This window comes from Halomonas sp. (assembly GCF_034520545.1).
GTDB lineage: Bacteria > Pseudomonadota > Gammaproteobacteria > Pseudomonadales > Halomonadaceae > Halomonas.
The window spans coordinates 1-26,182 of record NZ_JAXHNN010000015.1; the positions used below are offsets into that span (position 1 = coordinate 1).

The following is a 26,182-nucleotide window of genomic DNA, read 5'->3' on the forward strand; positions in this document are numbered from 1 at the left end:
TGGAACCGTTCTTCGGAACGCTCACAGGGTTGACACCGACAGCCGATCACGTAGAATACGCCTTCCTCGCAGGGCGCCGACGAGGCCGCCGCGTCCATTGATGCGGCCGAGCACGACGGCAACAGCGAGAGCTCCGCGCTTCATAAGAGCCCGGAGACGCTCTTTAACAATCGATCAGGTAATTCATGTGGGCGCTTGTCGGGATGTCGGTGACCAGTCACTGAAACATTCAAGGCAAGCGACTCGTCAAGGATCTTCGGATCCTAATTGAGAACGTTTGACCCTTGAGCCAAGTTTGGTGCTCTTAAGGCACTGTATGATTTTAAACTGAAGAGTTTGATCATGGCTCAGATTGAACGCTGGCGGCAGGCCTAACACATGCAAGTCGAGCGGAAACGATGGAGCTTGCTCCAGGCGTCGAGCGGCGGACGGGTGAGTAATGCATAGGAATCTGCCCGGTAGTGGGGGATAACCTGGGGAAACCCAGGCTAATACCGCATACGTCCTACGGGAGAAAGCAGGGGATCTTCGGACCTTGCGCTATCGGATGAGCCTATGTCGGATTAGCTAGTTGGTGAGGTAATGGCTCACCAAGGCGACGATCCGTAGCTGGTCTGAGAGGATGATCAGCCACATCGGGACTGAGACACGGCCCGAACTCCTACGGGAGGCAGCAGTGGGGAATATTGGACAATGGGGGCAACCCTGATCCAGCCATGCCGCGTGTGTGAAGAAGGCTTTCGGGTTGTAAAGCACTTTCAGTGAGGAAGAACGCCTTGGGGCCAATACCCCTGAGGAAGGACATCACTCACAGAAGAAGCACCGGCTAACTCCGTGCCAGCAGCCGCGGTAATACGGAGGGTGCAAGCGTTAATCGGAATTACTGGGCGTAAAGCGCGCGTAGGCGGCTTGATAAGCCGGTTGTGAAAGCCCCGGGCTCAACCTGGGAACGGCATCCGGAACTGTCAGGCTAGAGTGCAGGAGAGGAAGGTAGAATTCCCGGTGTAGCGGTGAAATGCGTAGAGATCGGGAGGAATACCAGTGGCGAAGGCGGCCTTCTGGACTGACACTGACGCTGAGGTGCGAAAGCGTGGGTAGCAAACAGGATTAGATACCCTGGTAGTCCACGCCGTAAACGATGTCGACTAGCCGTTGGGGTCCTAGAGACCTTTGTGGCGCAGTTAACGCGATAAGTCGACCGCCTGGGGAGTACGGCCGCAAGGTTAAAACTCAAATGAATTGACGGGGGCCCGCACAAGCGGTGGAGCATGTGGTTTAATTCGATGCAACGCGAAGAACCTTACCTACCCTTGACATCTGCAGAAGCCGGAAGAGATTCTGGTGTGCCTTCGGGAACTGCAAGACAGGTGCTGCATGGCTGTCGTCAGCTCGTGTTGTGAAATGTTGGGTTAAGTCCCGTAACGAGCGCAACCCTTGTCCTTATTTGCCAGCGGGTAATGCCGGGAACTCTAGGGAGACTGCCGGTGACAAACCGGAGGAAGGTGGGGACGACGTCAAGTCATCATGGCCCTTACGGGTAGGGCTACACACGTGCTACAATGGCCGGTACAAAGGGATGCGAAGCCGCGAGGTGGAGCGAATCCCGAAAAGCCGGTCTCAGTCCGGATCGGAGTCTGCAACTCGACTCCGTGAAGTCGGAATCGCTAGTAATCGTGAATCAGAATGTCACGGTGAATACGTTCCCGGGCCTTGTACACACCGCCCGTCACACCATGGGAGTGGACTGCACCAGAAGTGGTTAGCTTAACCTTCGGGAGAGCGATCACCACGGTGTGGTTCATGACTGGGGTGAAGTCGTAACAAGGTAGCCGTAGGGGAACCTGCGGCTGGATCACCTCCTTAAACGACCCGTCATCGCACCCGGCAAGTGTCCACAATGAATTACCTGATCGAACGAGCAAAGACTGTTTGGGTCTGTAGCTCAGTTGGTTAGAGCGCACCCCTGATAAGGGTGAGGTCGGCAGTTCAAGTCTGCCCAGACCCACCAAATTTGGGGCCATAGCTCAGCTGCGTTACGCCTGCCTTGCACGCAGGCTATCAGCGGTCGATCAAGCGCCTTGGCTCGACCATAATTCCAGATGTGTTGAGAAGGGGCCTTAGCTCAGCTGGGAGAGCGCCTGCCTTGCACGCAGGAGGTCAGCGGTTCGATCCCGCTAGGCTCCACCATTTATGGCAGGAGGTCAGCGAATCGAGCGAATCGTCGCACCGCCCGCTAGGCTCCACCATCCAACAGTCCACGACCTGATCGAGTCTGCAGTCACAGTCATCGTCACAGCTGTACGCTGTTCAGCTTCGAACAGTCTGCTCTTTAACAATGTGAATCATGCTGACAAGTTTCTTCCGAGAGGAAGAGACACGAGATACGTTTCAAGCGTATCCGGCAATTGTCGATCGTCATCGCGGACCAGACCTCTTGGGGTTATATGGTCAAGCGATGAAGCGCATACGGTGGATGCCTAGGCAGCCAGAGGCGATGAAAGACGTGGAAGCCTGCGATAAGGCTCGGCGAGGTGGCAAACAACCTGTGACCCGGGCATGTCTGAATGGGGAAACCCACCCACGGTAACGTGGGTATCCTGCACTGAATCCATAGGTGTCAGGAGGCGAACCGGGGGAACTGAAACATCTCAGTACCCCGAGGAAAAGAAATCAACCGAGATTCCCCCAGTAGCGGCGAGCGAACGGGGACCAGCCCTTAAGCGTGTGACTGATTAGGCGAATGGCCTGGGAAGGCCGGCCATAGCGGGTGATAGCCCCGTAGCCGAAAATCTGATCACGTGAAATCGAGTAGGTCGGGGCACGAGAAACCTTGACTGAAGACGGGGGGACCATCCTCCAAGGCTAAATACTCCTGGCTGACCGATAGTGAACCAGTACCGTGAGGGAAAGGCGAAAAGAACCCCGGAGAGGGGAGTGAAATAGATCCTGAAACCGTATGCGTACAAGCAGTCGGAGCATGCACTTGTCATGTGACCGCGTACCTTTTGTATAATGGGTCAGCGACTTATATTCCGTGGCGAGGTTAACCGAATAGGGGAGCCGTAGCGAAAGCGAGTCTTAACTGGGCGACCAGTCGCTGGATATAGACCCGAAACCGAGCGATCTATCCATGAGCAGGGTGAAGGTTGAGTAACATCAATTGGAGGCCCGAACCAGGATCTGTTGAAAAAGATTTGGATGACTTGTGGATCGGAGTGAAAGGCTAATCAAGCTCGGAGATAGCTGGTTCTCCTCGAAAGCTATTTAGGTAGCGCCTCACGTAGCACCGCCGGGGGTAGAGCACTGTTTCGGCTAGGGGGTCATCCCGACTTACCAACCCGAGGCAAACTCCGAATACCGGTGAGTGACGCGTGGGAGACACACAGCGGGTGCTAACGTCCGTTGTGAAAAGGGAAACAACCCAGACCGTCAGCTAAGGTCCCGAAATCCTGGTTAAGTGGGAAACGATGTGGGAAGGCTCAGACAGCTAGGAGGTTGGCTTAGAAGCAGCCATCCTTTAAAGAAAGCGTAATAGCTCACTAGTCGAGTCGGCCTGCGCGGAAGATGTAACGGGGCTCAAACCAGGTACCGAAGCTACGGGTTCATCCTCTGGATGAGCGGTAGAGGAGCGTCGTGTACGCCGATGAAGGTGGATCGAGAGGTCTGCTGGAGGTATCACGAGTGCGAATGCTGACATGAGTAACGACAAGGGGCGTGAAAAACGCCCCCGCCGGAAGACCAAGGGTTTCTGTTCGACGCTAATCGGAGCAGAGTGAGTCGGCCCCTAAGGCGAGGCCGAAAGGCGTAGTCGATGGGAAACGGGTCAATATTCCCGTACCTCACTGTATTGCGATGGGGGGACGAAGAAGGCTAGGTGAGCCAGGCGTTGGTAGTCCTGGTGAAAGTCAGTAGGCTGGGGATTCAGGCAAATCCGGTTCCCCAAGGCCGAGAGACGAGACGAACAGCACCACGGTCTGGAAGTCATCGATGCCACGCTTCCAGGAAAAGCCTCTAAGCTTCAGATACAGTGGGACCGTACCCCAAACCGACACAGGTGGTCAGGTAGAGAATACCCAGGCGCTTGAGAGAACTCGGGTGAAGGAACTAGGCAAAATGGTGCCGTAACTTCGGGAGAAGGCACGCCGGCGTAGGGTGACGGGCCTCGCGCCTCGAGCCTGAACCGGTCGAAGATACCAGGTGGCTGCAACTGTTTATTAAAAACACAGCACTCTGCTAACGCGCAAGCGGACGTATAGGGTGTGACGCCTGCCCGGTGCCGGAAGGTTAAGTGATGGTGTTAGCCGCAAGGCGAAGCTCTTGATCGAAGCCCCGGTAAACGGCGGCCGTAACTATAACGGTCCTAAGGTAGCGAAATTCCTTGTCGGGTAAGTTCCGACCTGCACGAATGGCGTAATGATGGCCACGCTGTCTCCACCCGAGACTCAGTGAAATTGAAATCGCCGTGAAGATGCGGTGTACCCGCGGCTAGACGGAAAGACCCCGTGAACCTTTACTATAGCTTCACACTGGACGCTGATGTTGCCTGTGTAGGATAGCTGGGAGGCTTTGAACCCGTGACGCCAGTTGCGGTGGAGCCATCCTTGAAATACCAGCCTGGCATCATTGGCGTTCTCACTCAGGTCCGTTATCCGGATCGAGGACAGTGTGTGGTGGGTAGTTTGACTGGGGCGGTCTCCTCCCAAAGCGTAACGGAGGAGCACGAAGGTACCCTCAGCACGGTTGGAAATCGTGCATTGAGTGCAAGAGCATAAGGGTGCTTAACTGCGAGACAGACACGTCGAGCAGGTACGAAAGTAGGTTCTAGTGATCCGGTGGTTCTGTATGGAAGGGCCATCGCTCAACGGATAAAAGGTACTCCGGGGATAACAGGCTGATACCGCCCAAGAGTTCACATCGACGGCGGTGTTTGGCACCTCGATGTCGGCTCATCACATCCTGGGGCTGAAGTCGGTCCCAAGGGTATGGCTGTTCGCCATTTAAAGTGGTACGCGAGCTGGGTTTAGAACGTCGTGAGACAGTTCGGTCCCTATCTGCCGTGGGCGTTGGATGTTTGAGAAGGGCTGCTCCTAGTACGAGAGGACCGGAGTGGACGCACCTCTGGTGTTCCGGTTGTCACGCCAGTGGCATTGCCGGGTAGCTATGTGCGGACGGGATAACCGCTGAAAGCATCTAAGCGGGAAGCCCCCTTCAAGATGAGACATCCCTGAGGCCTTGAGCCTCCTGAAGGGCCCAGCGAGACCAGCTGGTTGATAGGCCGGGTGTGGAAGCGCTGCAAGGCGTTGAGCTAACCGGTACTAATGGCCCGTGAGGCTTGACCATATAACACCCAAGCGGTCTGCCGATGGCGACCGACAGCCGGATACGACGAAACGTATCAGCTCAGCATGATTCACCGCTTTTCGCCTGACGACCATAGCGTGCGGGAACCACCTGATCCCTTGCCGAACTCAGCAGTGAAACCGCTCAGCGCCGATGGTAGTGTGGGGTCTCCCCATGCGAGAGTAGGTCATCGTCAGGCATTTATTCAGAAACCCCGGCCATTGGTCGGGGTTTTGTCGTTCCGGGGGTCTCCCCATGGAGAATAGCGGAGCGCCGCCCCCCGGACGCCCGGCGCAGCCATCGTCAGGCACCTATCCCGAAAAAACCCCGAGTTCACCAGAGCTCGGGGTTTTTTATTTGGTACTTCGCTTCCTCACGCGAAAACGCGATGATGCTTGTGCTTCAGGATCCCGGTTTCATCGCGCACGGCAGCGACTTTCTTTCAGCACTGGGACTTTCGTCGGTGGCGTTCCCGGGAGCTGGCCGCATCCGCTAGAATGTCACATTTCCCGTCAGGGGCATGAGCATGACCATCGGTGACCTGATTCGCCTGTTAAGTGATGGCGAGTTCCACTCTGGCGAGCAGCTGGGCGAACGGCTGGGTGTGTCGCGGGCCGCCGTGTGGAAGCAGTTGCGCAAGCTGGAGACCCTGGGCATCTCCATGGAAGCGGTGAAGGGTCAGGGGTATCGTCTGGTCGAGCGCCTGGAGCTGCTGGATGGTAGTGCCATCGTGGCCGGCCTTTCACCAGAAGCGCGTCCTCATCTGACGCGACTGTTCGTCGAGGAGAGCCTGCCGTCCAGCAACGCCTACCTGCGGGAGCGTTTCTCGCAGGAGGCGGGGCACGGGGAGGTCTGCCTGGTGGAACAGCAGAGTGAAGGGCGCGGACGCCGAGGACGCCCTTGGGTGACTCCTTGGGGACGTACCCTCATGCTCTCGATCGGCTGGCGAGTCGAGGCGGGAGTAACGTCCCTTGAGGGGTTGAGCCTGGCACTGGGTGTGGCCCTCGCCAGGGTGCTCGAACGGCATGGCGTCAGACCTCGCCTCAAGTGGCCCAATGATGTGTTGTTGGAGGCCGAGGACGGGACGCTCGGCAAGCTGGCGGGCATTCTGGTGGAAATCAGCGGTGATGCCGCGGGCCCTTGTGAGGTGGTGGTGGGGATGGGCATCAATGTTGACCTACCGGCGACATTCCGTGAGGGTATCGATCAGGCCGTCGCGGCGGTTCATGATCAGGCGCCGGGACTCTCTCGCAATGCATTGGCCATCGAGCTGCTGGACGAGCTGCTTCCCCTGCTGGCGGATTTCGAGCGGCAGGGCTTTTCTGCTTGGCGTAACGACTGGAATGCCCGACATGCCTACTCTGGCTGCGAGGTGGAGGTCCTGCAGCGGGGAGCCAGTGAGCCGGCGATTGCCGGGGATGTGGACGATGGTGGGAATCTCTGGGTGCATCAGCAGGGGCGTCCGGTGAGACTTGCCGGTGGCGAGATCAGCGTGCGGAGTCGCGCATGATCCTGGACCTCGATATCGGTAATACCCTGTCTAAATGGCGCCTAAAGGATGCTGACAGCAGTGAGATTCGCTCTCGCGGTGCGGTCTGGACCCGGGAGGAGTGGCGCCCGGGGGCGGATATCCCAGACCTAGACGTGGTCGAGGCGGTGCGCATCTCCAGCGTCGCGCGCAAGGCGGTGCTGGAGGAGACGGTGGGGCTGTTGCGCCGCCGCGTCGGTACCGTCCACGTGGCGCGCTCGACGGCCGAAGCCCTGGGGGTTACCAACGGCTACGAGGAGCCCGGTAAGCTTGGGGTCGATCGCTGGATGGGGGCCTTGGCGGGCTACCAGCTGGCCGGTGGCTGCTGTGCCGTGGACTGCGGAAGCGCCATCACTGTCGACTTCGTGTTACCTGGCGGTCGCCACCTGGGGGGGTATATCCTGCCCGGGTTGCGACTGATGAAGGAAAGCTTAAAGCTCGGCACTCGCAATGTGGCCATCGATCCAGACAGCGAGGCCGAAGAGCTGCTGGAGCCTGGAAGGCGTACCGTCGAGGCGGTCAATCACGGCATCTATATGGCGGCGGTGAGCGCAGTAAATCGCATCTACAGCGAGGTGTGTGACCAGCATGGCGTAGCGCTGCCGATGATGTTGACCGGTGGTGACGCCCGGGTAGTATCTCGGGGCATCCAGGTACCCCATACGATCTGGCCGGATATGGTTTACGGGGGTCTGGAGGCCTGCTTCCCGTTGACCGCAGCCGAGCGGTCGGGACGCATGTCCGGAGCGCCTCGAGTGCCTGCCCCGGTGGCCCTGGAAAAGATACGGGCCGCGCTTGCATTCTCGATGCTGCTTTGACACAATGCGCCGCGTTCCGGAGAGATGCGGAAGTAAAATCCGTTGCTCCCGATCAAGAGCCAAAGAAAACAGGTACTTGACACCGGAATGAGAAGCGGTAGAATATACCGCCAGTTGGAGGGGTTCCCGAGTGGCCAAAGGGAGCAGACTGTAAATCTGCCGCGAAAGCTTCGAAGGTTCGAATCCTTCCCCCTCCACCAGGTTCAGCTGCACCCGATGTATCGAGTGATAGCAAGCAAGAGTGGGTCGGCGGGCATAGTTCAATGGTAGAACCTCAGCCTTCCAAGCTGATGATGCGGGTTCGATCCCCGCTGCCCGCTCCAGGCACCAGGATATGATGCCGCAAAATTGCGCTCATGTAGCTCAGGGGTAGAGCACACCCTTGGTAAGGGTGAGGTCGACGGTTCAAATCCGTCCATGAGCTCCAATATCGAGAAGGCGAGCTAAGGCTCGCTTTTTCTCTTTCTGTTCCGTATAGAAGTCATGCGGGGTAGGGGTTGCCAATAAAAGCGGAGTTCGCTATCATTGCGCCCGCTGTCGTACAGGTCGCCTGCAAAGGGCGGTCGCATAAGCAGATACAGGCCAGTAGCTCAATTGGCAGAGCAGCGGTCTCCAAAACCGCAGGTTGGGGGTTCGATTCCCTCCTGGCCTGCCAGTCTTCCCCAGGCTGGCGATATCTCATATACTTTAATGTTTCGATTGCCGCACCCTGAGGAGTCTCGTTTTCATGAAGCATAACGCCGAGGTGCAGGAGTCGCGCCACGACGGGCTCAAGTGGGCGGTTGTCGTCACTCTGCTGGTCCTTGCCGTAGTCGGCAATACCTATTTCGCCGACCAGGCGCTTCTCTATCGTGTGCTCGGTGTCGTCGTGCTCAGTGTAGCGGCGGCGCTGGTGGCGCTGACGACGACCAAGGGTCGTGATCTGGTCGAACTCGCCAGGAGTGCGAAGAAGGAAATTCAGCGTGTTGTCTGGCCGACTCGGCCCGAGACCGTGCAGACCACTGCCATCGTGCTGGTGGCAGTACTGGTGGTCGGGTTGATGCTCTGGCTGATCGACACCCTCCTTGGCTGGGCGATGTCCGGCGTCATCGGTTAGGAGTTTTCATGTCCAAGCGTTGGTATGTCGTCCACGCCTACTCCGGCTTCGAGAAGCATGTCATGCGCTCGCTCATCGAGCGCGTGAAGATGTATGGCATGGAGGATCGCTTCGGCGAAATCCTGGTGCCGACCGAAGAAGTCGTCGAGGTGCGTGACGGCAAGCGTCGCAAGAGCGAGCGCAAGTTCTATCCCGGCTATGTGCTGGTCGAGATGGAGATGGATGACGAGACCTGGCACCTGGTGAACGAGACGCCGCGTGTCATGGGTTTCATCGGCGGCACCAAGGAGAAGCCGGCCCCGATTACCCGCAAGGAGGCAGATGCCATCCTCAGCCGGGTCAAGGATGGCACCGACAAGCCGAAGCCCAAGACGCTGTTCGAGCCAGGCCAATCGGTACGTGTTGTCGATGGTCCTTTTGCCGACTTCAACGGGGTCGTCGAGGAGGTCAACTATGACAAGAGCCGAGTGCAGGTCAGCGTGCTGATCTTCGGCCGCTCTACGCCCGTCGAGCTGGAGTTTGCTCAGGTCGAGAAGGAATAACCTTTCGACCCGACTGTTTCATGGCAGCCACCCGAGGGTGGCTGCGTAACCCGGGGAGCCGCAAGGCGCTACTACCCAACTGGAGTCCAACATGGCCAAGAAAGTACAGGCTTACATCAAGCTGCAGGTGGCAGCTGGCAAGGCCAATCCGAGTCCCCCCGTGGGCCCCGCGCTGGGTCAGCACGGTGTCAATATCATGGAGTTCTGCAAGTCGTTCAATGCCGCGACTCAGGACATCGAGCCGGGTCTGCCGACCCCCGTGGTCATTACCGTCTATTCCGACCGCAGCTTTACCTTCATCACCAAGACCCCGCCTGCCGCGGTCCTGCTGAAGAAGGCGGCCGGCATCAAGTCTGGCTCCGGCGAGCCGAACAAGACCAAGGTCGGCACCGTAACCCGCGAGCAGCTCGAAGAAATCGCTCAGACCAAGGAGCCGGATCTGACGGCTGCCGATCTCGACGCAGCGGTGCGTACCATTGCCGGTAGTGCCCGCAGCATGGGCCTGAACGTGGAGGGTCTCTGATCATGGCCAAGCTTACCAAGCGCGCACAGCAGATTCGCGAGAAGGTCGACGCCAACCGGACCTACTCTCTTGACGAGGCCGTGGCTCTGCTTTCTGAGCTGTCTACCGTCAATTTCAAGGAATCTCTGGACGTCGCCGTCAATCTGGGCGTCGATCCGCGGAAATCCGACCAGGTCGTGCGTGGTGCCACTGTCATGCCCAACGGTACCGGCAAGGATGTGCGTGTCGCGGTCTTCACCCAGGGTGCCAACGTCGACGCCGCCAAGGAAGCCGGTGCCGATATCGTCGGCATGGACGACTTGGCCGAGCAGGTCAAGAAGGGCCAGCTGGATTTCGACGTGGTCATCGCCTCGCCCGACGCCATGCGTGTCGTCGGCCAGCTGGGTCAGATCCTCGGTCCTCGCGGCCTGATGCCGAACCCCAAGGTCGGTACCGTGACCCCTGACGTGGCGACTGCCGTCAAGAACGCCAAGGCCGGCCAGGTTCGCTTCCGTACCGACAAGAACGGCATCATCCATACCACTCTTGGCAAGGTCGATTTCGATGCCACTGCCATCCAGGGCAACCTGGAGGCTCTGGTCGCCGACCTGAAAAAGCTCAAGCCGAGCACGTCCAAGGGTATTTATCTCAAGAAGGTCACCCTGTCCAGCACCATGGGCCCTGGGTTGACCATCGATCATTCCGCCCTGGCCTGATCGGGCGGCGATCGAGACGATTGCAAGAACTTTGCGGTCCCCGTGCCGGGCTATCTCGCCGGCGGGGCATCGTCAAAGACCGCAGGCGCCGCGCCTCTTGCGAGCGTGGCTTAATCTTCCCCCGGGAAGGCCTGCGCAGATGGTGTAGCCGCCAGATATCTGGTGAGCACCATCACCTAGGACTCCCGACCTCCGGTCGGGAGAGATGGTAACCACCGGAATCCTCTCGCGAGGTTCCGGCACGAAGGAGTGATCACTGTGCCACTAGCACTCGAAGGCAAGAAGGCAATCGTTGCCGAGGTCAGTGAAGCGGCCAAGGATGCTCTCTCCGTCGTAGTTGCCGACTCTCGCGGCGTCGCGGTTAGCGCGATGACCGACCTGCGCAAGCAGGCCCGCGAGAATGGCGTGCAGATCCGTGTTGTCCGCAACACCCTGGCACGCCGCGCCCTGTCTGGAACTCCCTGGGAGATTCTGGACGAGACCTTCTCCGGTCCGACCATGCTGGCCTTTTCCTACGAGCACCCGGGCGCTGCCGCCCGTCTGTTCAAGGAGTTTGGCAAGAGTCAGAAGGAGTTTGAGGTCAAGGCGCTGGCCTACGAAGGTGAGCTGATCCCGGCTGCCGACATCGACCGTTTGGCTAACCTGCCGACCTACGATGAGGCGATCGCCAAGCTGATGTCCGTCATGAAGGAAGCTTCTGCCGGCAAGCTGGTCCGTACCCTCGCTGCGCTGCGTGACCAGAAGCAGGAAGAGGCCGCCTGACCGGCGAACTCTTGCGCTCAGCCCGAATCGAACATTGAATCCCGAGCCATCGCGATGCCGAGGCTCCCGCAAAGTTAGGAATTTAGACAATGGCACTGACCAAAGAAGACATTATCAACGCCGTCGCCGACATGTCCGTCATGGAAGTGGCCGAGCTGATCGAGGCCATGGAAGAGAAGTTCGGTGTCTCTGCTGCCGCCGCTGTCGTGGCCGGCCCGGGTGGCGGTGAAGCCGCTGTCGAGGAAGAGCAGACCGAGTTCGACGTCGTGCTGACCGGCGCTGGCGACAAGAAGGTCAACGTGATCAAGGCGGTCCGCGAGATCACCGGCCTGGGACTCAAGGAAGCCAAGGGTGCCGTCGACGGTGCACCGGCGACTATCAAGGAAGGCCTGTCCAAGGACGACGCCGAAGAAGCAAAGAAAAAGCTGGAAGACGCCGGCGCGAGTGTGGAGCTCAAGTAACCCTTGTGCCCATGGCTTCACGCGCTGCGTAAGCTTCCACGGCTGGTGGCGGGACACCCGCTGCCGGCCTTTTTCTGTTGTCACTAGTCGGTCGCCCTTGGGCAACCGCTAGCCGAATTTCGACGGCGAGCTTCCTGGTGGAGGCTTGCCGTCAGCGCCTGACGGAGCCGCATCCGTCGGGTGGCGCCGACACGCATCGGTCACCCATGGTGAACAAGCTGGGGAATACAGATGGCTTACTCATACACTGAGAAAAAACGCATCCGCAAGGATTTTGGCAAACTGCCCCAAGTGATGGATGTGCCCTACCTGCTGGCCATCCAGCTTGATTCCTACTACGAGTTTCTCCAGCAGGATCGCTCACCCGAAGAACGTCTGGAAATCGGCCTGCACGCCGCCTTCAAGTCGGTCTTCCCGATCGCGAGCTTCTCCGGCAACGCTGCCCTGGAGTATGTCAGCTACCGTTTCGGTACTCCGGCCTTCGACGTCAAGGAGTGCCAACTGCGTGGCGTCACCTATTCGGCTCCCCTGCGCGTCAAGGTCCGCCTGATCATCTACGACAAGGATTCGTCCAACAAGGCGATCAAGGATATCAAGGAGCAGGAAGTCTACATGGGGGAAATCCCCCTGATGACCGAGAACGGTACCTTCGTCATCAATGGTACCGAGCGCGTCATCGTTTCCCAGCTGCACCGCTCGCCCGGCGTATTCTTCGACCACGACAAGGGCAAGAGCCACTCCTCGGGCAAGCTGCTCTATTCTGCCCGGGTTATTCCCTATCGCGGCTCCTGGCTCGACTTCGAGTTCGATCCCAAGGACAGCGTCTTCGTGCGCATCGACCGTCGCCGTAAGCTGCCGGCTACGGTACTGCTGCGTGCCCTGGGCATGAGTGCCGAGGAGATCCTCGATGAGTTCTTCGAGCTCAGTACCTTCCACGTCGAGAAGTCCGGCTTCTCGGTGGAGCTGGTGCCGTCGCGCCTGCGCGGCGAGACCGCCACCTTCGACATCAAGGACGGCGACGGTAACGTCATCGTCGAGGAAGGTCGCCGGATCACCCAGAAGCACATCCGCCAGCTGGAAAAGGCCGGTCTCGAGCGCCTCGACGTGCCGATGGACTACCTGTTCGGCAAGACCCTGGCCAAGGATCAGGTCGACCCGAACACCGGCGAGCTGATCTGCCCCTGCAATACCGAGGTCACTCCCGAGCTGCTAGAGAAGATTGGCCAGGCGGGCATCACCACCCTCGAGACGCTCTACACCAACGATCTCGACTGTGGCCCCTTCATCTCCGACACCCTCAAGCTGGATACCACCGGGTCCCGTCTCGAGGCGCTGGTCGAGATCTACCGCATGATGCGTCCCGGCGAGCCGCCCACCAAGGAGGCCGCCGAGACGCTGTTCAACAATCTGTTCTTCAGCGAGGATCGCTACGACCTGTCGGGCGTCGGTCGCATGAAGTTCAATCGCCGCCTGCGTCGCGACAGCGACACCGGCTCCGGCGTCCTCGACCAGCAGGACATCCTCGATGTGCTGCGCGAGATGATCGCGATCCGCAACGGCTTCGGTGATGTCGACGATATCGACCACCTGGGCAACCGCCGCATCCGCTGCGTCGGCGAGATGGCCGAGAACCAGTTCCGCGTGGGCCTGGTGCGCGTCGAGCGCGCGGTCAAGGAGCGCCTCTCCATGGCCGAGAGCGAAGGCCTGATGCCTCAGGACCTGATCAACGCCAAGCCGGTGGCGGCAGCGGTCAAGGAGTTCTTCGGTTCCAGCCAGCTCTCGCAGTTCATGGACCAGAACAACCCGCTCTCCGAGGTCACCCACAAGCGTCGTGTCTCCGCGCTCGGTCCGGGCGGCCTGACCCGTGAGCGGGCCGGCTTCGAGGTGCGCGACGTCCACGCCACCCACTACGGCCGCCTGTGTCCGATCGAGACGCCGGAAGGCCCCAACATCGGCCTGATCAACTCCCTGGCCACCTACAGCCACACCAACAGCTACGGTTTCCTCGAGACACCGTATCGCAAGGTCGTGGACGGCCAGGTGACCGACGACGTGGTCCACCTCTCGGCCATCGAGGAGGGTGACTTCGTTATCGCTCAGGCCTCTGCCACCGTGGACGAGTCGAACAAGCTGGTCGACGATCTGGTGCAGGTGCGCCACCGTGGCGAGACGACGTTCATGCGTCCCGAGCAGGTCACGCTGATGGACGTGTCTCCGCGCCAGGTGGTCTCCGTGGCCGCCGCGCTGATCCCCTTCCTCGAGCACGACGATGCCAACCGCGCTCTGATGGGTGCGAACATGCAGCGTCAGGCCGTGCCGACCCTGCGTGCCGACAAGCCGTTGGTGGGTACCGGCATGGAGCGCTTCGTGGCGCGCGATTCCGGCGTCTGCGAGGTGGCTCGCCGTGGCGGGGTGATCGACTCGGTCGATGCCAAGCGCATCGTGGTGCGGGTCAGCGAGGACGAGATCATCGGCGGTGAAGCCGGCGTCGATATCTACAACCTGACCAAGTACCTGCGTTCCAACCAGAACACCTGCATGAACCAGCGGCCGATCGTGCGCCCGGGTGACCAGGTGCGTCGCGGTGATATCCTGGCCGACGGACCCTCCGTCGACATGGGTGATCTGGCGCTGGGCCAGAACATGCGCATCGCCTTCATGCCCTGGAACGGCTACAACTTCGAGGACTCCATCCTGCTCTCGGAGCGGACGGTCCAGGAAGATCGTTTCACCACCATTCATATCCAGGAGCTGACCTGCGTCTCCCGTGATACCAAGCTGGGCTCGGAGGAGATCACCTCCGACATTCCTAACGTTGGCGAGTCGGCGCTGGGTAAGCTGGACGAGGCCGGGGTGGTCTATATCGGTGCCGAGGTTGGTGCCGGCGACATCCTGGTGGGCAAGGTGACGCCCAAGGGCGAGACCCAGCTGACGCCGGAAGAGAAGCTGCTGCGGGCGATCTTCGGCGAGAAGGCGTCCGACGTGAAGGACACCTCGCTGCGCGCTCCGACCGGCATGACCGGTACCGTCATCGACGTACAGGTTTTCACCCGCGACGGCGTGGAGAAGGACTCCCGGGCGCTCTCCATCGAGCAGATGCAGCTCGACGAGGTGCGAAAGGATCTCCAGGAAACCTACCGCATCGCCGAGGACGCCACCTTCGAGCGTCTCAAGCGAACTCTCTCCGGCCAGGTCGTCAACGGTGGCCCCAAGCTGAAGAAGGGCGATTTGCTTTCCGACAGCTACCTCGAGGAGCTGCCGCGTCAGCAGTGGTTCAAGCTGCGCCTGCATGACGAGACGCTCAACGAGCTGCTGGCCCAGGCCGACGAGCAACTGGAGAACCGTCGCAAGGAAATGGACGAGCGCTTCGAGGACAAGAAGCGCAAGCTCACTCAGGGCGACGACCTGGCACCGGGCGTCCTGAAAATCGTCAAGGTCTATCTGGCGATCAAGCGTCGCCTCCAGCCGGGCGACAAGATGGCCGGCCGTCACGGCAACAAGGGTGTCATCTCGGCGATCATGCCGATCGAAGACATGCCTTTCGATGACAATGGCGAGCCCATCGATGTGGTGCTCAACCCGTTGGGCGTGCCCTCGCGGATGAACGTGGGCCAGATCCTCGAGACCCACCTGGGCATGGCGGCGCGCGGCCTCGGGGTCAAGATCGAGGGGTTGCTTCGCGATGCCCGCGAGCAACAGGTGGCCGAGATCCGCGACTTCCTGGGGCAGGTCTACAACAGCACCCTGGGGACCCACGTCGAAGATATCGACTCGCTTTCCGATGAGGAGGTCATCGCGCTGGCGAAGAACCTCAAGGGCGGCGTACCCATGTCAACACCGGTGTTCGACGGCGCCCAGGAGAACGAGATCAAGCACCTGCTGCGACTGGCCGACTTGCCGGATTCGGGCCAGATGACGCTCTATGACGGTCGCACCGGCGATGCCTTCGATCGCTCCGTGACCGTGGGTTACATGTACATGCTCAAGCTCAACCACCTGGTGGATGACAAGATGCACGCGCGCTCCACCGGCTCCTACTCCCTGGTGACCCAGCAGCCGCTGGGCGGCAAGGCGCAGTTCGGTGGTCAGCGCTTCGGCGAGATGGAGGTCTGGGCCCTGGAAGCCTATGGCGCAGCCTACACCCTCCAGGAGATGCTCACCGTCAAGTCCGACGACGTGGAGGGGCGCACCAAGATGTACAAGAGCATCGTGGACGGCGATCACTCCATGCAGGCGGGCATGCCGGAATCCTTCAACGTGCTGGTGAAGGAAATCCGCTCGCTTGGCATCGATATCGAACTGGAAAGCTGAGGCTGCACCGCCTGCGCTTCACAGAATGACGGTCCGCGGGGGTGGCAACGCCCCCGCCCATGACAACTCCGCAACGGAGCCGACCCCATGAAAGATTTGGTGAAAGTCCTCAAATCGCAGTCTCAGTCCGAAGAGTTCGATGCGATCAAGATCACGCTGGCGTCGCCGGACATGATTCGTTCCTGGTCCTTCGGCGAGGTCAAGAAGCCGGAGACCATCAACTACCGCACCTTCAAGCCGGAGCGTGATGGCCTGTTCTGTGCCAAGATCTTCGGCCCGGTAAAGGATTACGAGTGCCTGTGCGGCAAGTACAAGCGCATGAAGCACCGCGGCATCATCTGCGAGAAGTGTGGCGTCGAGGTCACCAAGGCGGCGGTGCGCCGCGAGCGCATGGGCCACATCGAGCTGGCAAGCCCGGTCGCCCACATCTGGTTCCTCAAGTCGCTGCCGTCGCGCATCGGCATGTTCCTGGACATGACCCTGCGTGATATCGAGCGTGTGCTCTACTTCGAGAGCTTCATGGTCATCGATCCGGGCATGACCACCCTCGAGCGTGGCCAGCTACTCAACGACGAGCAGTATTTCGAGGCCCTCGAGGAGTTCGGTGACGACTTCGATGCCCGCATGGGCGCTGAGGCCGTTCAGGCGCTGCTCAAGGACATCGATCTGGGCGAGGAGATTGACCGCCTGCGCGAGGAGATCCCGCAGACCAACTCCGAGACCAAGATCAAGAAGCTTTCCAAGCGGCTCAAGCTGCTGGAGGCCTTCCAGGGTTCCGGCAATGATCCGGCGTGGATGGTCATGGAAGTGTTGCCGGTGCTGCCGCCGGACCTGCGCCCGCTGGTACCGCTGGACGGTGGCCGCTTCGCGACCTCGGATCTGAACGACCTCTACCGTCGCGTGATCAACCGCAACAATCGACTCAAGCGGCTGCTCGACCTCAATGCGCCGGACATCATCGTGCGCAACGAGAAGCGCATGCTGCAGGAGTCGGTGGATGCTCTGCTCGACAACGGTCGCCGCGGCCGGGCCATCACCGGGTCCAACAAGCGTCCGCTGAAGTCATTGGCCGACATGATCAAGGGCAAGCAGGGTCGCTTCCGCCAGAACCTGCTGGGCAAGCGCGTCGACTACTCCGGCCGTTCGGTGATCACCGTGGGCCCGACCCTGCGCCTGCACCAGTGTGGCCTGCCGAAGAAGATGGCGCTGGAGCTGTTCAAGCCGTTCATCTACTCCAAGCTGCAGAGCCTTGGCTACGCCTCCACCATCAAGGCCGCCAAGAAGATGGTCGAGCGTGAGACGGCGGAGGTGTGGGATATCCTTGCCGACGTCATCCGCGAGCACCCGGTACTGCTCAACCGCGCTCCGACCCTGCACCGCCTCGGCATCCAGGCCTTCGAGCCGCTGCTGATCGAGGGCAAGGCGATCCAGCTGCACCCCCTGGTATGCGCCGCCTACAACGCTGACTTCGACGGTGACCAGATGGCGGTTCACGTGCCGCTGACCCTGGAAGCACAGCTCGAGGCCCGTGCGCTGATGATGGCCACCAACAACGTGCTGTCACCGGCCAACGGCGAGCCGATCATCGTACCGTCTCAGGACGTGGTGCTGGGTCTTTACTACATGACCCGTGAGCGCATCAACGACAAGGGCGAGGGCATGGTGTTCTCCGGCCTTGACGAGGTTGAGCGCGCCTTCGGCACCCAGAGCGTGTCGATGCATGCCCGCGTCAAGGTGCGCCTCGACGAGATGGACATCGACGAGGAAACCGGCGAGAAGAGCCATCATCGCCGGATCTATAACACCACCGTAGGCCGCGCGCTGCTGTTCCGTATCCTGCCGGAGGGCGTGCCCTTCGAGCTGGTCGACCAGCCGATGAAGAAGAAGGCCATCTCGAAGCTGATCAACGAGGTCTATCGTCGCGCCGGTCTCAAGCCGACGGTGATCTTCGCCGACCAGCTGATGTACACGGGCTTCCGTCTGGCTACCTGGTCCGGCGCCTCCATCGGCGTCAACGACTTCGTCATCCCGGACGCCAAGGCCGAGATCGTCGACGCTGCCGAGGACGAGGTTAAAGAGATCGAGGACCAGTTCTCCTCCGGTCTCGTCACCGCCGGCGAGAAGTACAACAAGGTCATCGACATCTGGGCCCGGGCCAACGATCAGGTGGCCAAGGCGATGATGGCCGGGATCTCCAAGGAGACCGTGGTGAACCGCGAAGGCAAGGAGGTCGAGCAGGACTCCTTCAACAGCGTCTTCATCATGGCCGACTCCGGTGCCCGGGGTAGTGCCGCCCAGATCCGCCAGCTGGCGGGCATGCGCGGGCTGATGGCTAAGCCGGACGGCTCGATCATCGAGACCCCGATCGTGGCCAACTTCCGCGAGGGCCTCAATGTTCTCCAGTACTTCATCTCGACCCACGGGGCACGCAAGGGTCTGGCGGATACGGCACTCAAGACGGCCAACTCCGGTTACCTGACACGTCGCCTGGTCGATGTGGCCCAGGATATGGTGATCACCGAGCCGGATTGCGGCACCGAGCGCGGCTTGACGTTGCACCCCGTTATCGAGGGCGGCGATATCATCGTCTCCCTGGCCCAGCGCGTGCTGGGTCGTGTGGTTGCCCAGGACGTCATCGACCCGGCCAGCGACGACGTGCTGATCCCGCGCGGTACCCTGCTCGACGAGAAGTGGTGTGCCGAGCTCGACACCATGGGCGTCGACGAGATCGTGGTGCGCTCTACCATCTCCTGCCAGACGCCCCACGGCGTCTGCTCGTCCTGTTATGGCCGCGATCTGGCACGCGGTCACCAGGTCAACATCGGCGAGTCCGTGGGCGTCATCGCCGCCCAGTCGATCGGCGAGCCAGGCACCCAGCTGACCATGCGGACCTTCCACATCGGTGGCGCGGCCTCCCGGGCCTCCGCGGTGGACAGCGTTCAGGTCAAGCACGGCGGCAAGGTGCGCCTGCACAACATCAAGTACGTTGAGCGCAGCGATGGCAAGCTGGTGGTGGTGTCTCGCTCCAGTGCCCTGGCCGTGGCTGACGATCACGGCCGCGAGCGCGAATACTACAAGCTGCCCTACGGGGCGGAGCTGGACGTGCGCGACGGCGACAGCGTCGAGGCCGGCCAGGCCGTTGCCAAGTGGGACCCGCACACCCACCCGATCATTGCCGAGGGCGAAGGGCAGGTGCAGTACAGCGACCTCGACGAGGGCGTTACCATGCACCGCAGCGTCGACGAGATGACCGGTCTCTCCTCCATTGAGGTGATCGAGTCGGCGGCGCGCCCCATGGCCGGGCGCGACAAGCGACCGTTGGTCATGTTGACCGACGAAGCCGGCAATCCGGTCACCGTCTCCGGCTCCGACACACCGGTGCAATATCCGCTGCCCGGCAAGGCGATCATCACCGTCGACAATGGCTCGTACATCGGTGTCGGCGAGGTGGTGGCGCGTATTCCGGTGGAAGCCACCGGCAACAAGGACATCACCGGCGGCCTGCCGCGCGTCGCCGACCTGTTCGAGGCGCGCAAGCCGAAAGAGCCATCCATCCTCGCCGAGGTCAGTGGCGTGATCAGCTTCGGCAAGGAGACCAAGGGCAAGCGGCGCCTGACCATCACCCCGGAAGATGGTGATCCCTTCGAGATGCTGATCCCGAAGTGGCGTCAGATTGCCGTCTTCGAGGGCGAGTCAGTCGAGAAGGGTGAAGTGATCTCAGACGGACCGAGCAATCCGCACGATATCCTGCGGCTTCTGGGCATCTCAGAGTTGGCCAAGTACATCACCACCGAGGTGCAGGACGTCTACCGCCTGCAGGGCGTGGGCATCAACGACAAGCACATCGAGGTGATCGTGCGTCAGATGCTGCGCAAGGTGGAGATCACCGATGCCGGTGACAGCGACTTCATCACCGGCGATCAGGCCGAACTGGTCCGCGTGCTCGAGCAGAACGCGCGGCTGGAGAAAGAGGATAAGTTCCCGGCCAAGTACCAGCGGTTGCTGCTGGGGATCACCAAGGCCAGCCTGGCCACCGAGTCGTTCATCTCCGCGGCCTCCTTCCAGGAGACCACGCGGGTATTGACCGAAGCGGCGGTAACCGGCAAGCGCGACTATCTGCGTGGCCTGAAAGAGAACGTAGTGGTGGGACGCCTGATCCCGGCCGGCACCGGTCTGACCCACCACGCGGAGCGTCGCCGTAAGCGTGAAGACGCCGAGCGGCTGCTCCACCCGTCGGCCTACGATGTCGAGCAGGAGTTGGGCGCCCAGCTCACTGCGCTGGACTCGGACGACGACGAGATCTGACGCGCGTGTCCTAGCACTGCGCCTCCCCCGAGGCGCAGTGCTTGACGACGTGTCGTGTCAGCCATTAGAATGCGCAGCCTTTAACAGTGGGGCGGGTACGCCCGCACCCGTTGACCAAGGCAAGGCAACCCATTGGAGTCAGCTACACACCATGGCAACGATCAATCAGCTCGTGCGCAAGCCGCGTAAGCGCCAGGCCGCCAAGAGCGACGTGCCTGCGCTGCAGGCCTGCCCGCAGAAGCGCGGCGTCTGCACCCGCGTCTATACCACCACCCCGAAGAAGCCGAACTCTGCACTGCGCAAGGTGTGCCGCGTTCGTCTGACCAACGGCTACGAGGTCTCCTCGTATATCGGCGGTGAAGGCCACAACCTTCAGGAGCACTCTGTGGTCCTGATCCGCGGCGGCCGCGTCAAGGACCTTCCCGGCGTGCGCTATCACACCGTGCGTGGCGCCCTGGACACCTCCGGCGTGCAGAACCGCAAGCAGGGCCGTTCCAAGTACGGCACCAAGCGTCCCAAGGTCTGACCGGCCTCGGAGCGCAGCAGCTACACCATTTTGACCACGGTCTGATAAGAGTAAGGTCGAGCGCTGCCACTGGCAGGAGTCTCGGGTTTACCTGAAGGATCCTTTAATGAGGGCTTATCATGCCTAGAAGAAGAGTTGCGGCCAAGCGCGAGATCCTGCCGGATCCCAAGTTCGGAAGCGAGCGCCTGGCGAAGTTCATGAATCACCTGATGATCGGCGGCAAGAAGTCCGTAGCTGAGCGTATTGTCTATGGTGCGCTGGACAGGGTTGCCGAGCGTAGCAAGGAAGAGCCGCTGGAGATCTTCGACAAGGCGCTGGAAGCCATCCAGCCCATGGTCGAGGTCAAGTCCCGCCGTGTCGGCGGTGCGACTTATCAGGTGCCCGTGGAAGTTCGCCCCTCGCGCCGTCATGCGCTGGCCATGCGCTGGCTGGTTGATGCGGCCCGTCGTCGTGGCGAGAAGACCATGGTGCTGCGCCTCGCCGGCGAGATGCTCGATGCTGCTGAAGGTAAGGGCTCGGCCGTCAAGAAGCGGGAAGACGTGCATCGCATGGCAGAAGCCAACAAGGCCTTCTCTCACTATCGCTTCTAAGTGCACCGCTTCTGAGCGTAGCACTGTGCTACGCATCGCCAACCAACGGGGAGTTCCAACGTGGCTCGCAAGACTCCGCTAAAGCGCTACCGCAACATCGGCATCGTTGCGCACGTAGACGCCGGCAAGACCACCACGACCGAGCGTGTCCTGTTCTACACCGGCCTGTCTCACAAGGTCGGCGAGGTTCATGATGGTGCCGCCACCATGGACTGGATGGAGCAGGAACAGGAGCGTGGCATCACCATTACCTCCGCGGCGACCACCTGCTTCTGGCAGGGCATGGACAAGCAGTTCGATGAGCACCGCATCAACATCATCGACACCCCGGGGCACGTCGACTTCACCATCGAGGTGGAGCGTTCCTTGCGCGTGCTCGATGGTGCCGTCGTGGTGCTGTGCGGCTCGTCCGGTGTCCAGCCCCAGACGGAGACCGTCTGGCGCCAGGCCAACAAGTACGAAGTTCCGCGCATGGTGTTCGTCAACAAGATGGACCGTACCGGCGCCGACTTCTTCATGGTGGTCGACCAGCTCAAGTCGCGTCTCGGCGCCAACGCCGTGCCGATCCAGATCAACTGGGGCACCGAGGAAGAGTTCAAGGGCATCATCGACCTCATCCAGATGAAGGCCATCCTGTGGGATGAGGCCAACTTCGGTATGAACTACGAGCTGGTCGATATCCCTGCTGAGCTCCAGGAGACCGCCGAGAAGTTCCGCGAGGAGATGGTTGAGGCAGCCGCCGAAGCCTCCGAGGAGCTGATGGACAAGTACCTCGAGGAGGGTGAGCTCTCGGTCGAAGAGATCAAGGCCGGCTTGCGTCGTCGTACCCTGGACAACGAGATCGTGCTGGTCACCTGCGGCTCCGCGTTCAAGAACAAAGGCGTTCAGGCCGTATTGGACTGCGTCATCGAGTACATGCCGTCACCCACCGAGGTGAAGGCCATCGAAGGTGAGCTGGACGACAAGGATGGCACCATCGCCACCCGTGAGGCCGACGACAAGGCGCCCTTCTCCGCGCTGGCCTTCAAGATTGCCACCGACCCCTTCGTCGGCACCCTGACCTTCATTCGCGTCTATTCGGGCGTGCTGAAGTCGGGCGACAGCATCTACAACTCCGTGAAGGAGAAGAAGGAGCGTGTCGGCCGTATCGTTCAGATGCACGCCAACTCCCGCGAGGAGATCAAGGAAGTGCTGGCGGGCGACATCGCCGCCTGTATCGGCCTGAAGGATGTCACCACGGGTGATACCCTGTGCGACCTGAACGACAAGATCGTGCTGGAGCGCATGGAGTTTCCGGATCCGGTGATCTCCGTGGCCGTGGAGCCGAAGTCCAAGGCCGACCAGGAAAAGATGGGCGTGGCGCTTGGCAAGCTGGCCCAGGAAGATCCCTCCTTCCAGGTGCGCACCGATGAGGAGACGGGGCAGACGATCATCTCCGGCATGGGTGAGCTTCACCTCGACATCCTCGTCGACCGCATGCGTCGCGAGTTCAAGGTCGAGGCCAATATCGGCAAGCCGCAGGTGGCCTATCGCGAGACCATTCGCGCCAAGGTCGAGCAGGAAGGCAAGTTCGTTCGCCAGTCCGGCGGTCGCGGCCAGTACGGTCATGTGCACCTGCGCATCGAGCCGCTCACCGCAGAGGACAAGGGCGAAGACGAGGACATGCACTTCAAGTTCGCCTCGGAGATCGTTGGCGGCGTGGTTCCCAAGGAATACGTGCCGGCCGTCGAGAAAGGGGCCTACGAGCAGCTGCAGAACGGTGTCATCGCGGGCTACCCGATGATTGACGTCAAGGTCACGCTGTTCGACGGTTCCTACCATGACGTGGACTCGAACGAGACCGCGTTCAAGGTTGCCTCTTCCATGGCGGTCAAGGAAGGTGCCAAGAAGGCGAAGGCCGTGCTCCTCGAGCCGGTGATGAAGGTCGAAGTCGTCACCCCCGAGGATTTCATGGGCGACGTCATGGGCGACCTGAACCGCCGTCGTGGCCTTGTCCAGGGCATGGAAGACTCCTCCATGGGCAAGGTCATTCGCGCCACGGTCCCTCTGGCTGAGATGTTCGGTTACGCAACCGATCTGCGCTCTCAGACCCAGGGCCGCGCAAGCTACGTGATGGAGTTTGCGGATTACGAAGAGGCGCCGTCCAGCGTCGTTGAAGCCGTCATCAACCAGAACGGTTAACCGTTAGCTAACGTAAAGAGGTTATAGCAGTGGCTAAGGCAAAATTTGAACGTTCCAAACCGCACGTCAACGTAGGCACCATCGGTCATGTCGACCATGGCAAGACCACGCTGACTGCAGCTCTGACTCGCGTCTCCGCCGAAGTGTTCGGCGGTGACTGGAGCGAGTTCGACGCCATCGACAATGCGCCGGAAGAGCGTGAGCGCGGTATCACCATCGCGACCTCTCACGTCGAGTATCAGTCAGAGACGCGTCACTACGCGCACGTCGACTGCCCGGGGCACGCCGACTACGTCAAGAACATGATCACCGGTGCCGCCCAGATGGATGGCGCTATCCTGGTCTGTTCCGCCGCCGACGGCCCCATGCCGCAGACCCGCGAGCATATCCTGCTGTCGCGTCAGGTCGGCGTGCCGTACATCGTCGTGTTCCTAAACAAGGCCGACATGGTCGACGACGAGGAGCTGCTCGAGCTGGTCGAGATGGAAGTGCGCGAACTTCTCGACGAGTACGATTTCCCGGGTGACGACACTCCGATCGTCACCGGCTCCGCCCTGATGGCCCTGGAAGGCAAGGATGACAACGGCATGGGTACCACCGCCGTTGCCAACCTGATCAAGGCCCTCGACGAGTACATTCCGGAGCCGGAGCGTGCCATCGATCAGCCGTTCCTGATGCCGATCGAAGACGTGTTCTCCATTTCCGGTCGCGGCACCGTGGTTACCGGCCGCGTCGAGCGTGGCGTGGTCAAGGCCGGCGAGGAAGTCGAGATCGTCGGTATCAAGGACACCGTCAAGACCGTCGTGACCGGCGTCGAGATGTTCCGCAAGCTGCTTGACGAAGGTCGTGCCGGTGAGAACGTGGGCGCCCTGCTGCGCGGCACCAAGCGTGACGACGTCGAGCGTGGTCAGGTCCTGGCCAAGCCGGGCACCATCACCCCGCACACCACGTTCGAGGCCGAGGTGTACGTGCTGTCCAAGGACGAGGGTGGTCGTCACACGCCGTTCTTCAAGGGCTACCGTCCGCAGTTCTACTTCCGTACCACCGACATCACCGGTACTTGTGAACTGCCGGAGGGCGTCGAGATGGTCATGCCGGGCGACAACGTCAAGATGGTTGTCACCCTGATCGCCCCGATCGCCATGGATGACGGCCTGCGCTTCGCCATTCGTGAAGGCGGTCGTACCGTCGGCGCCGGCGTCGTGGCCAAGATCCTCAAGTAAGCGTTTCGCCGCTTGATCGATCCAAGGGGGCTCCATCAGGAGCCCCCTTTCTGCGCACCGGAAGCGAGTGTTTGACTCTCGTCTCCGGCGTGCCTATAATGCGCATCCTTTGAATGCGTGGGTTGACGGCTCGCGCCGTCAGAATCCATTGGAGTTAGGGCAAATGCAGAACCAGAAGATTCGCATTAGGTTGAAGGCTTTCGACCATCGCCTGATCGACCAGTCCGCCGCGGAGATCGTAGAAACCGCCAAGCGTACCGGCGCCCAGGTCCGTGGTCCGATTCCCCTGCCGACCAATCGCGAGCGTTATACCGTGCTGATCTCTCCGCACGTCAACAAGGACGCGCGCGACCAGTACGAGATTCGTACCCACAAGCGGGTGCTCGACATCGTCGAGCCCACCGAAAAGACCGTTGATGCCCTGATGAAGCTCGACCTCGCCGCCGGCGTGGACGTGCAGATCAAGCTCGACTGACACCACACTAGACACTCGCGGCCCAGCGCCTGGTCTGTCGACACGAAGGCAGCGCCAAGCAGCAGCCGCCACGCCGGGATGGCGTCATACAACGTGCTAGTGGAATGCTCTGGAAAGGGCAGCCATAGCGGGTGATAGCCCCGTACACTATAGGAGACTGAGAATGACTATCGGTTTAGTCGGTAGAAAGGCCGGGATGACCCGTGTCTTCACCGAAGACGGTGCATCCGTGCCCGTGACCGTTATCGAGGTTGAGCCCAACCGCGTGACGCGTGTGAAGTCTGTCGAGTCTGACGGCTACGCTGCGGTTCAGGTGACAACCGGCTCCCGCAAGGCCAAGCATCTGTCGAAAGCCCAAGCCGGGCAGTTCGCCAAGGCAGGTGTCGAGGCCGGTCGTTCACTGATGGAGTTCCGCCTTCCCGAAGGTGCAGAGGCTCCGGAAGTGGGCGGCGAGCTCACCGTATCCCTCTTTGAAGCTGGTCAGATGATCGACGTGACCGGCACCTCCAAGGGCAAGGGTTTCCAGGGCGCCGTAAAGCGCTGGAATTTCCGCACCCAGGACAATACCCACGGTAATTCCCTGTCGCATCGCGCGCCGGGCTCCATCGGCATGTGTCAGACTCCGGGCCGCGTGTTCAAGGGCAAGAAGATGGCCGGCCAGATGGGCAATGTTCGCTGCACCGTGCAGAGCCTGGAAGTCGTCCGTGTCGACGCCGAACGCAACCTGCTGCTGATCAAGGGCGCCGTACCTGGTGCTACCGGCAGTGATGTCATCGTGCGCAGCGCCGTCAAAGCAGGCTGAAGGG

At 60.9% G+C, this 26,182-nt stretch carries 16 protein-coding genes, 6 tRNA genes and 3 rRNA genes; all 25 read left to right on the forward strand.

Annotation, left to right across the window (positions count from 1 at the left end; genetic code table 11):
- The first annotated feature begins 324 nt into the window (after positions 1–324).
- The 25 genes from U5L98_RS16005 to rplC all read left to right on the forward strand — a co-directional run bounded on the left by U5L98_RS16005 (position 325) and on the right by rplC (position 26,178).
- Positions 325–1,863 (forward strand): 16S ribosomal RNA (locus tag U5L98_RS16005).
- A 68-nt stretch (positions 1,864–1,931) separates the two neighbouring features.
- Positions 1,932–2,008: transfer RNA gene (locus U5L98_RS16010), tRNA-Ile, on the forward strand.
- 103 nt (positions 2,009–2,111) lie between these two features.
- Positions 2,112–2,187: transfer RNA gene (locus tag U5L98_RS16015), tRNA-Ala, on the forward strand.
- Between the two features lie 259 nt (positions 2,188–2,446).
- Positions 2,447–5,340, forward strand: a 23S ribosomal RNA gene (locus U5L98_RS16020).
- 83 nt (positions 5,341–5,423) lie between these two features.
- Positions 5,424–5,539, forward strand: a 5S ribosomal RNA gene (gene rrf, locus U5L98_RS16025).
- The 16S, 23S and 5S rRNA genes sit together here with 2 tRNA genes alongside, the layout of an rRNA operon.
- Before the next feature lie 327 nt (positions 5,540–5,866).
- The gene (locus tag U5L98_RS16030; protein WP_322559294.1) at positions 5,867–6,850 is read left to right on the forward strand and encodes a biotin--[acetyl-CoA-carboxylase] ligase; all 984 of its coding nucleotides are present in this window, start codon (positions 5,867–5,869) and stop codon (positions 6,848–6,850) included.
- Positions 6,847–7,686 (forward strand): type III pantothenate kinase, encoded by an 840-nt coding sequence (locus tag U5L98_RS16035; RefSeq protein ID WP_322559295.1) that lies wholly within the window; start codon positions 6,847–6,849, stop codon positions 7,684–7,686. The genes U5L98_RS16030 and U5L98_RS16035 overlap by 4 nt, the downstream gene beginning before the upstream one ends.
- Positions 7,687–7,802: 116 nt before the next feature.
- Positions 7,803–7,886: transfer RNA gene (locus tag U5L98_RS16040), tRNA-Tyr, on the forward strand.
- Between the two features lie 49 nt (positions 7,887–7,935).
- Positions 7,936–8,009 (forward strand) — tRNA-Gly (locus U5L98_RS16045).
- Positions 8,010–8,038: 29 nt separating this feature from the next.
- A tRNA-Thr gene (locus U5L98_RS16050) sits at positions 8,039–8,113 on the forward strand.
- Between the two features lie 152 nt (positions 8,114–8,265).
- Positions 8,266–8,341 (forward strand) — tRNA-Trp (locus U5L98_RS16055).
- A gap of 72 nt (positions 8,342–8,413) precedes the next feature.
- Positions 8,414–8,782, forward strand: coding sequence for a preprotein translocase subunit SecE (gene secE / locus U5L98_RS16060; protein ID WP_133636922.1), 369 nt, complete (start codon positions 8,414–8,416; stop codon positions 8,780–8,782).
- 8 nt (positions 8,783–8,790) lie between these two features.
- Positions 8,791–9,324, forward strand: a complete 534-nt coding sequence (gene nusG, locus U5L98_RS16065) for a transcription termination/antitermination protein NusG (protein WP_322559296.1) — start codon at positions 8,791–8,793, stop codon at positions 9,322–9,324.
- A 91-nt stretch (positions 9,325–9,415) separates the two neighbouring features.
- The gene (gene rplK, locus U5L98_RS16070) at positions 9,416–9,847 is read left to right on the forward strand and encodes a 50S ribosomal protein L11 (RefSeq protein WP_151442471.1); all 432 of its coding nucleotides are present in this window, start codon (positions 9,416–9,418) and stop codon (positions 9,845–9,847) included.
- Positions 9,848–9,849: 2 nt separating this feature from the next.
- Complete coding sequence (gene rplA, locus U5L98_RS16075) at positions 9,850–10,542, forward strand: 50S ribosomal protein L1 (RefSeq protein WP_322559297.1); 693 nt, start codon at positions 9,850–9,852, stop codon at positions 10,540–10,542.
- A gap of 258 nt (positions 10,543–10,800) precedes the next feature.
- On the forward strand, positions 10,801–11,304 hold the full coding sequence (gene rplJ, locus U5L98_RS16080) for a 50S ribosomal protein L10 (RefSeq protein WP_322559298.1): 504 nt from the start codon (positions 10,801–10,803) through the stop codon (positions 11,302–11,304).
- Between the two features lie 89 nt (positions 11,305–11,393).
- Entirely contained in the window at positions 11,394–11,765 is a 372-nt protein-coding gene (rplL, locus tag U5L98_RS16085; protein WP_151442468.1) for a 50S ribosomal protein L7/L12, read from the forward strand.
- A 231-nt stretch (positions 11,766–11,996) separates the two neighbouring features.
- Positions 11,997–16,076, forward strand: coding sequence for a DNA-directed RNA polymerase subunit beta (rpoB, locus tag U5L98_RS16090; RefSeq protein WP_322559299.1), 4,080 nt, complete (start codon positions 11,997–11,999; stop codon positions 16,074–16,076).
- An 87-nt stretch (positions 16,077–16,163) separates the two neighbouring features.
- Positions 16,164–20,381, forward strand: a complete 4,218-nt coding sequence (rpoC, locus tag U5L98_RS16095; protein ID WP_322559300.1) for a DNA-directed RNA polymerase subunit beta' — start codon at positions 16,164–16,166, stop codon at positions 20,379–20,381.
- A 151-nt stretch (positions 20,382–20,532) separates the two neighbouring features.
- The gene (gene rpsL, locus U5L98_RS16100) at positions 20,533–20,907 is read left to right on the forward strand and encodes a 30S ribosomal protein S12 (protein ID WP_071943783.1); all 375 of its coding nucleotides are present in this window, start codon (positions 20,533–20,535) and stop codon (positions 20,905–20,907) included.
- Between the two features lie 119 nt (positions 20,908–21,026).
- A complete protein-coding gene (rpsG, locus tag U5L98_RS16105) occupies positions 21,027–21,497 on the forward strand; it encodes a 30S ribosomal protein S7 (protein ID WP_040183143.1) in 471 nt (156 codons plus the stop codon).
- A gap of 60 nt (positions 21,498–21,557) precedes the next feature.
- Positions 21,558–23,678 (forward strand): elongation factor G, encoded by a 2,121-nt coding sequence (gene fusA, locus U5L98_RS16110; protein WP_322559301.1) that lies wholly within the window; start codon positions 21,558–21,560, stop codon positions 23,676–23,678.
- A gap of 29 nt (positions 23,679–23,707) precedes the next feature.
- Positions 23,708–24,901 carry an elongation factor Tu gene (gene tuf, locus U5L98_RS16115; protein WP_322559302.1) on the forward strand — a complete coding sequence of 398 codons (1,194 nt, stop codon included), beginning with the start codon at positions 23,708–23,710 and terminating at the stop codon, positions 24,899–24,901.
- Positions 24,902–25,064: 163 nt separating this feature from the next.
- On the forward strand, positions 25,065–25,376 hold the full coding sequence (gene rpsJ, locus U5L98_RS16120) for a 30S ribosomal protein S10 (protein ID WP_021819602.1): 312 nt from the start codon (positions 25,065–25,067) through the stop codon (positions 25,374–25,376).
- Positions 25,377–25,539: 163 nt separating this feature from the next.
- The gene (rplC, locus tag U5L98_RS16125; protein WP_151442462.1) at positions 25,540–26,178 is read left to right on the forward strand and encodes a 50S ribosomal protein L3; all 639 of its coding nucleotides are present in this window, start codon (positions 25,540–25,542) and stop codon (positions 26,176–26,178) included.
- Positions 26,179–26,182 lie beyond the last annotated feature (4 nt).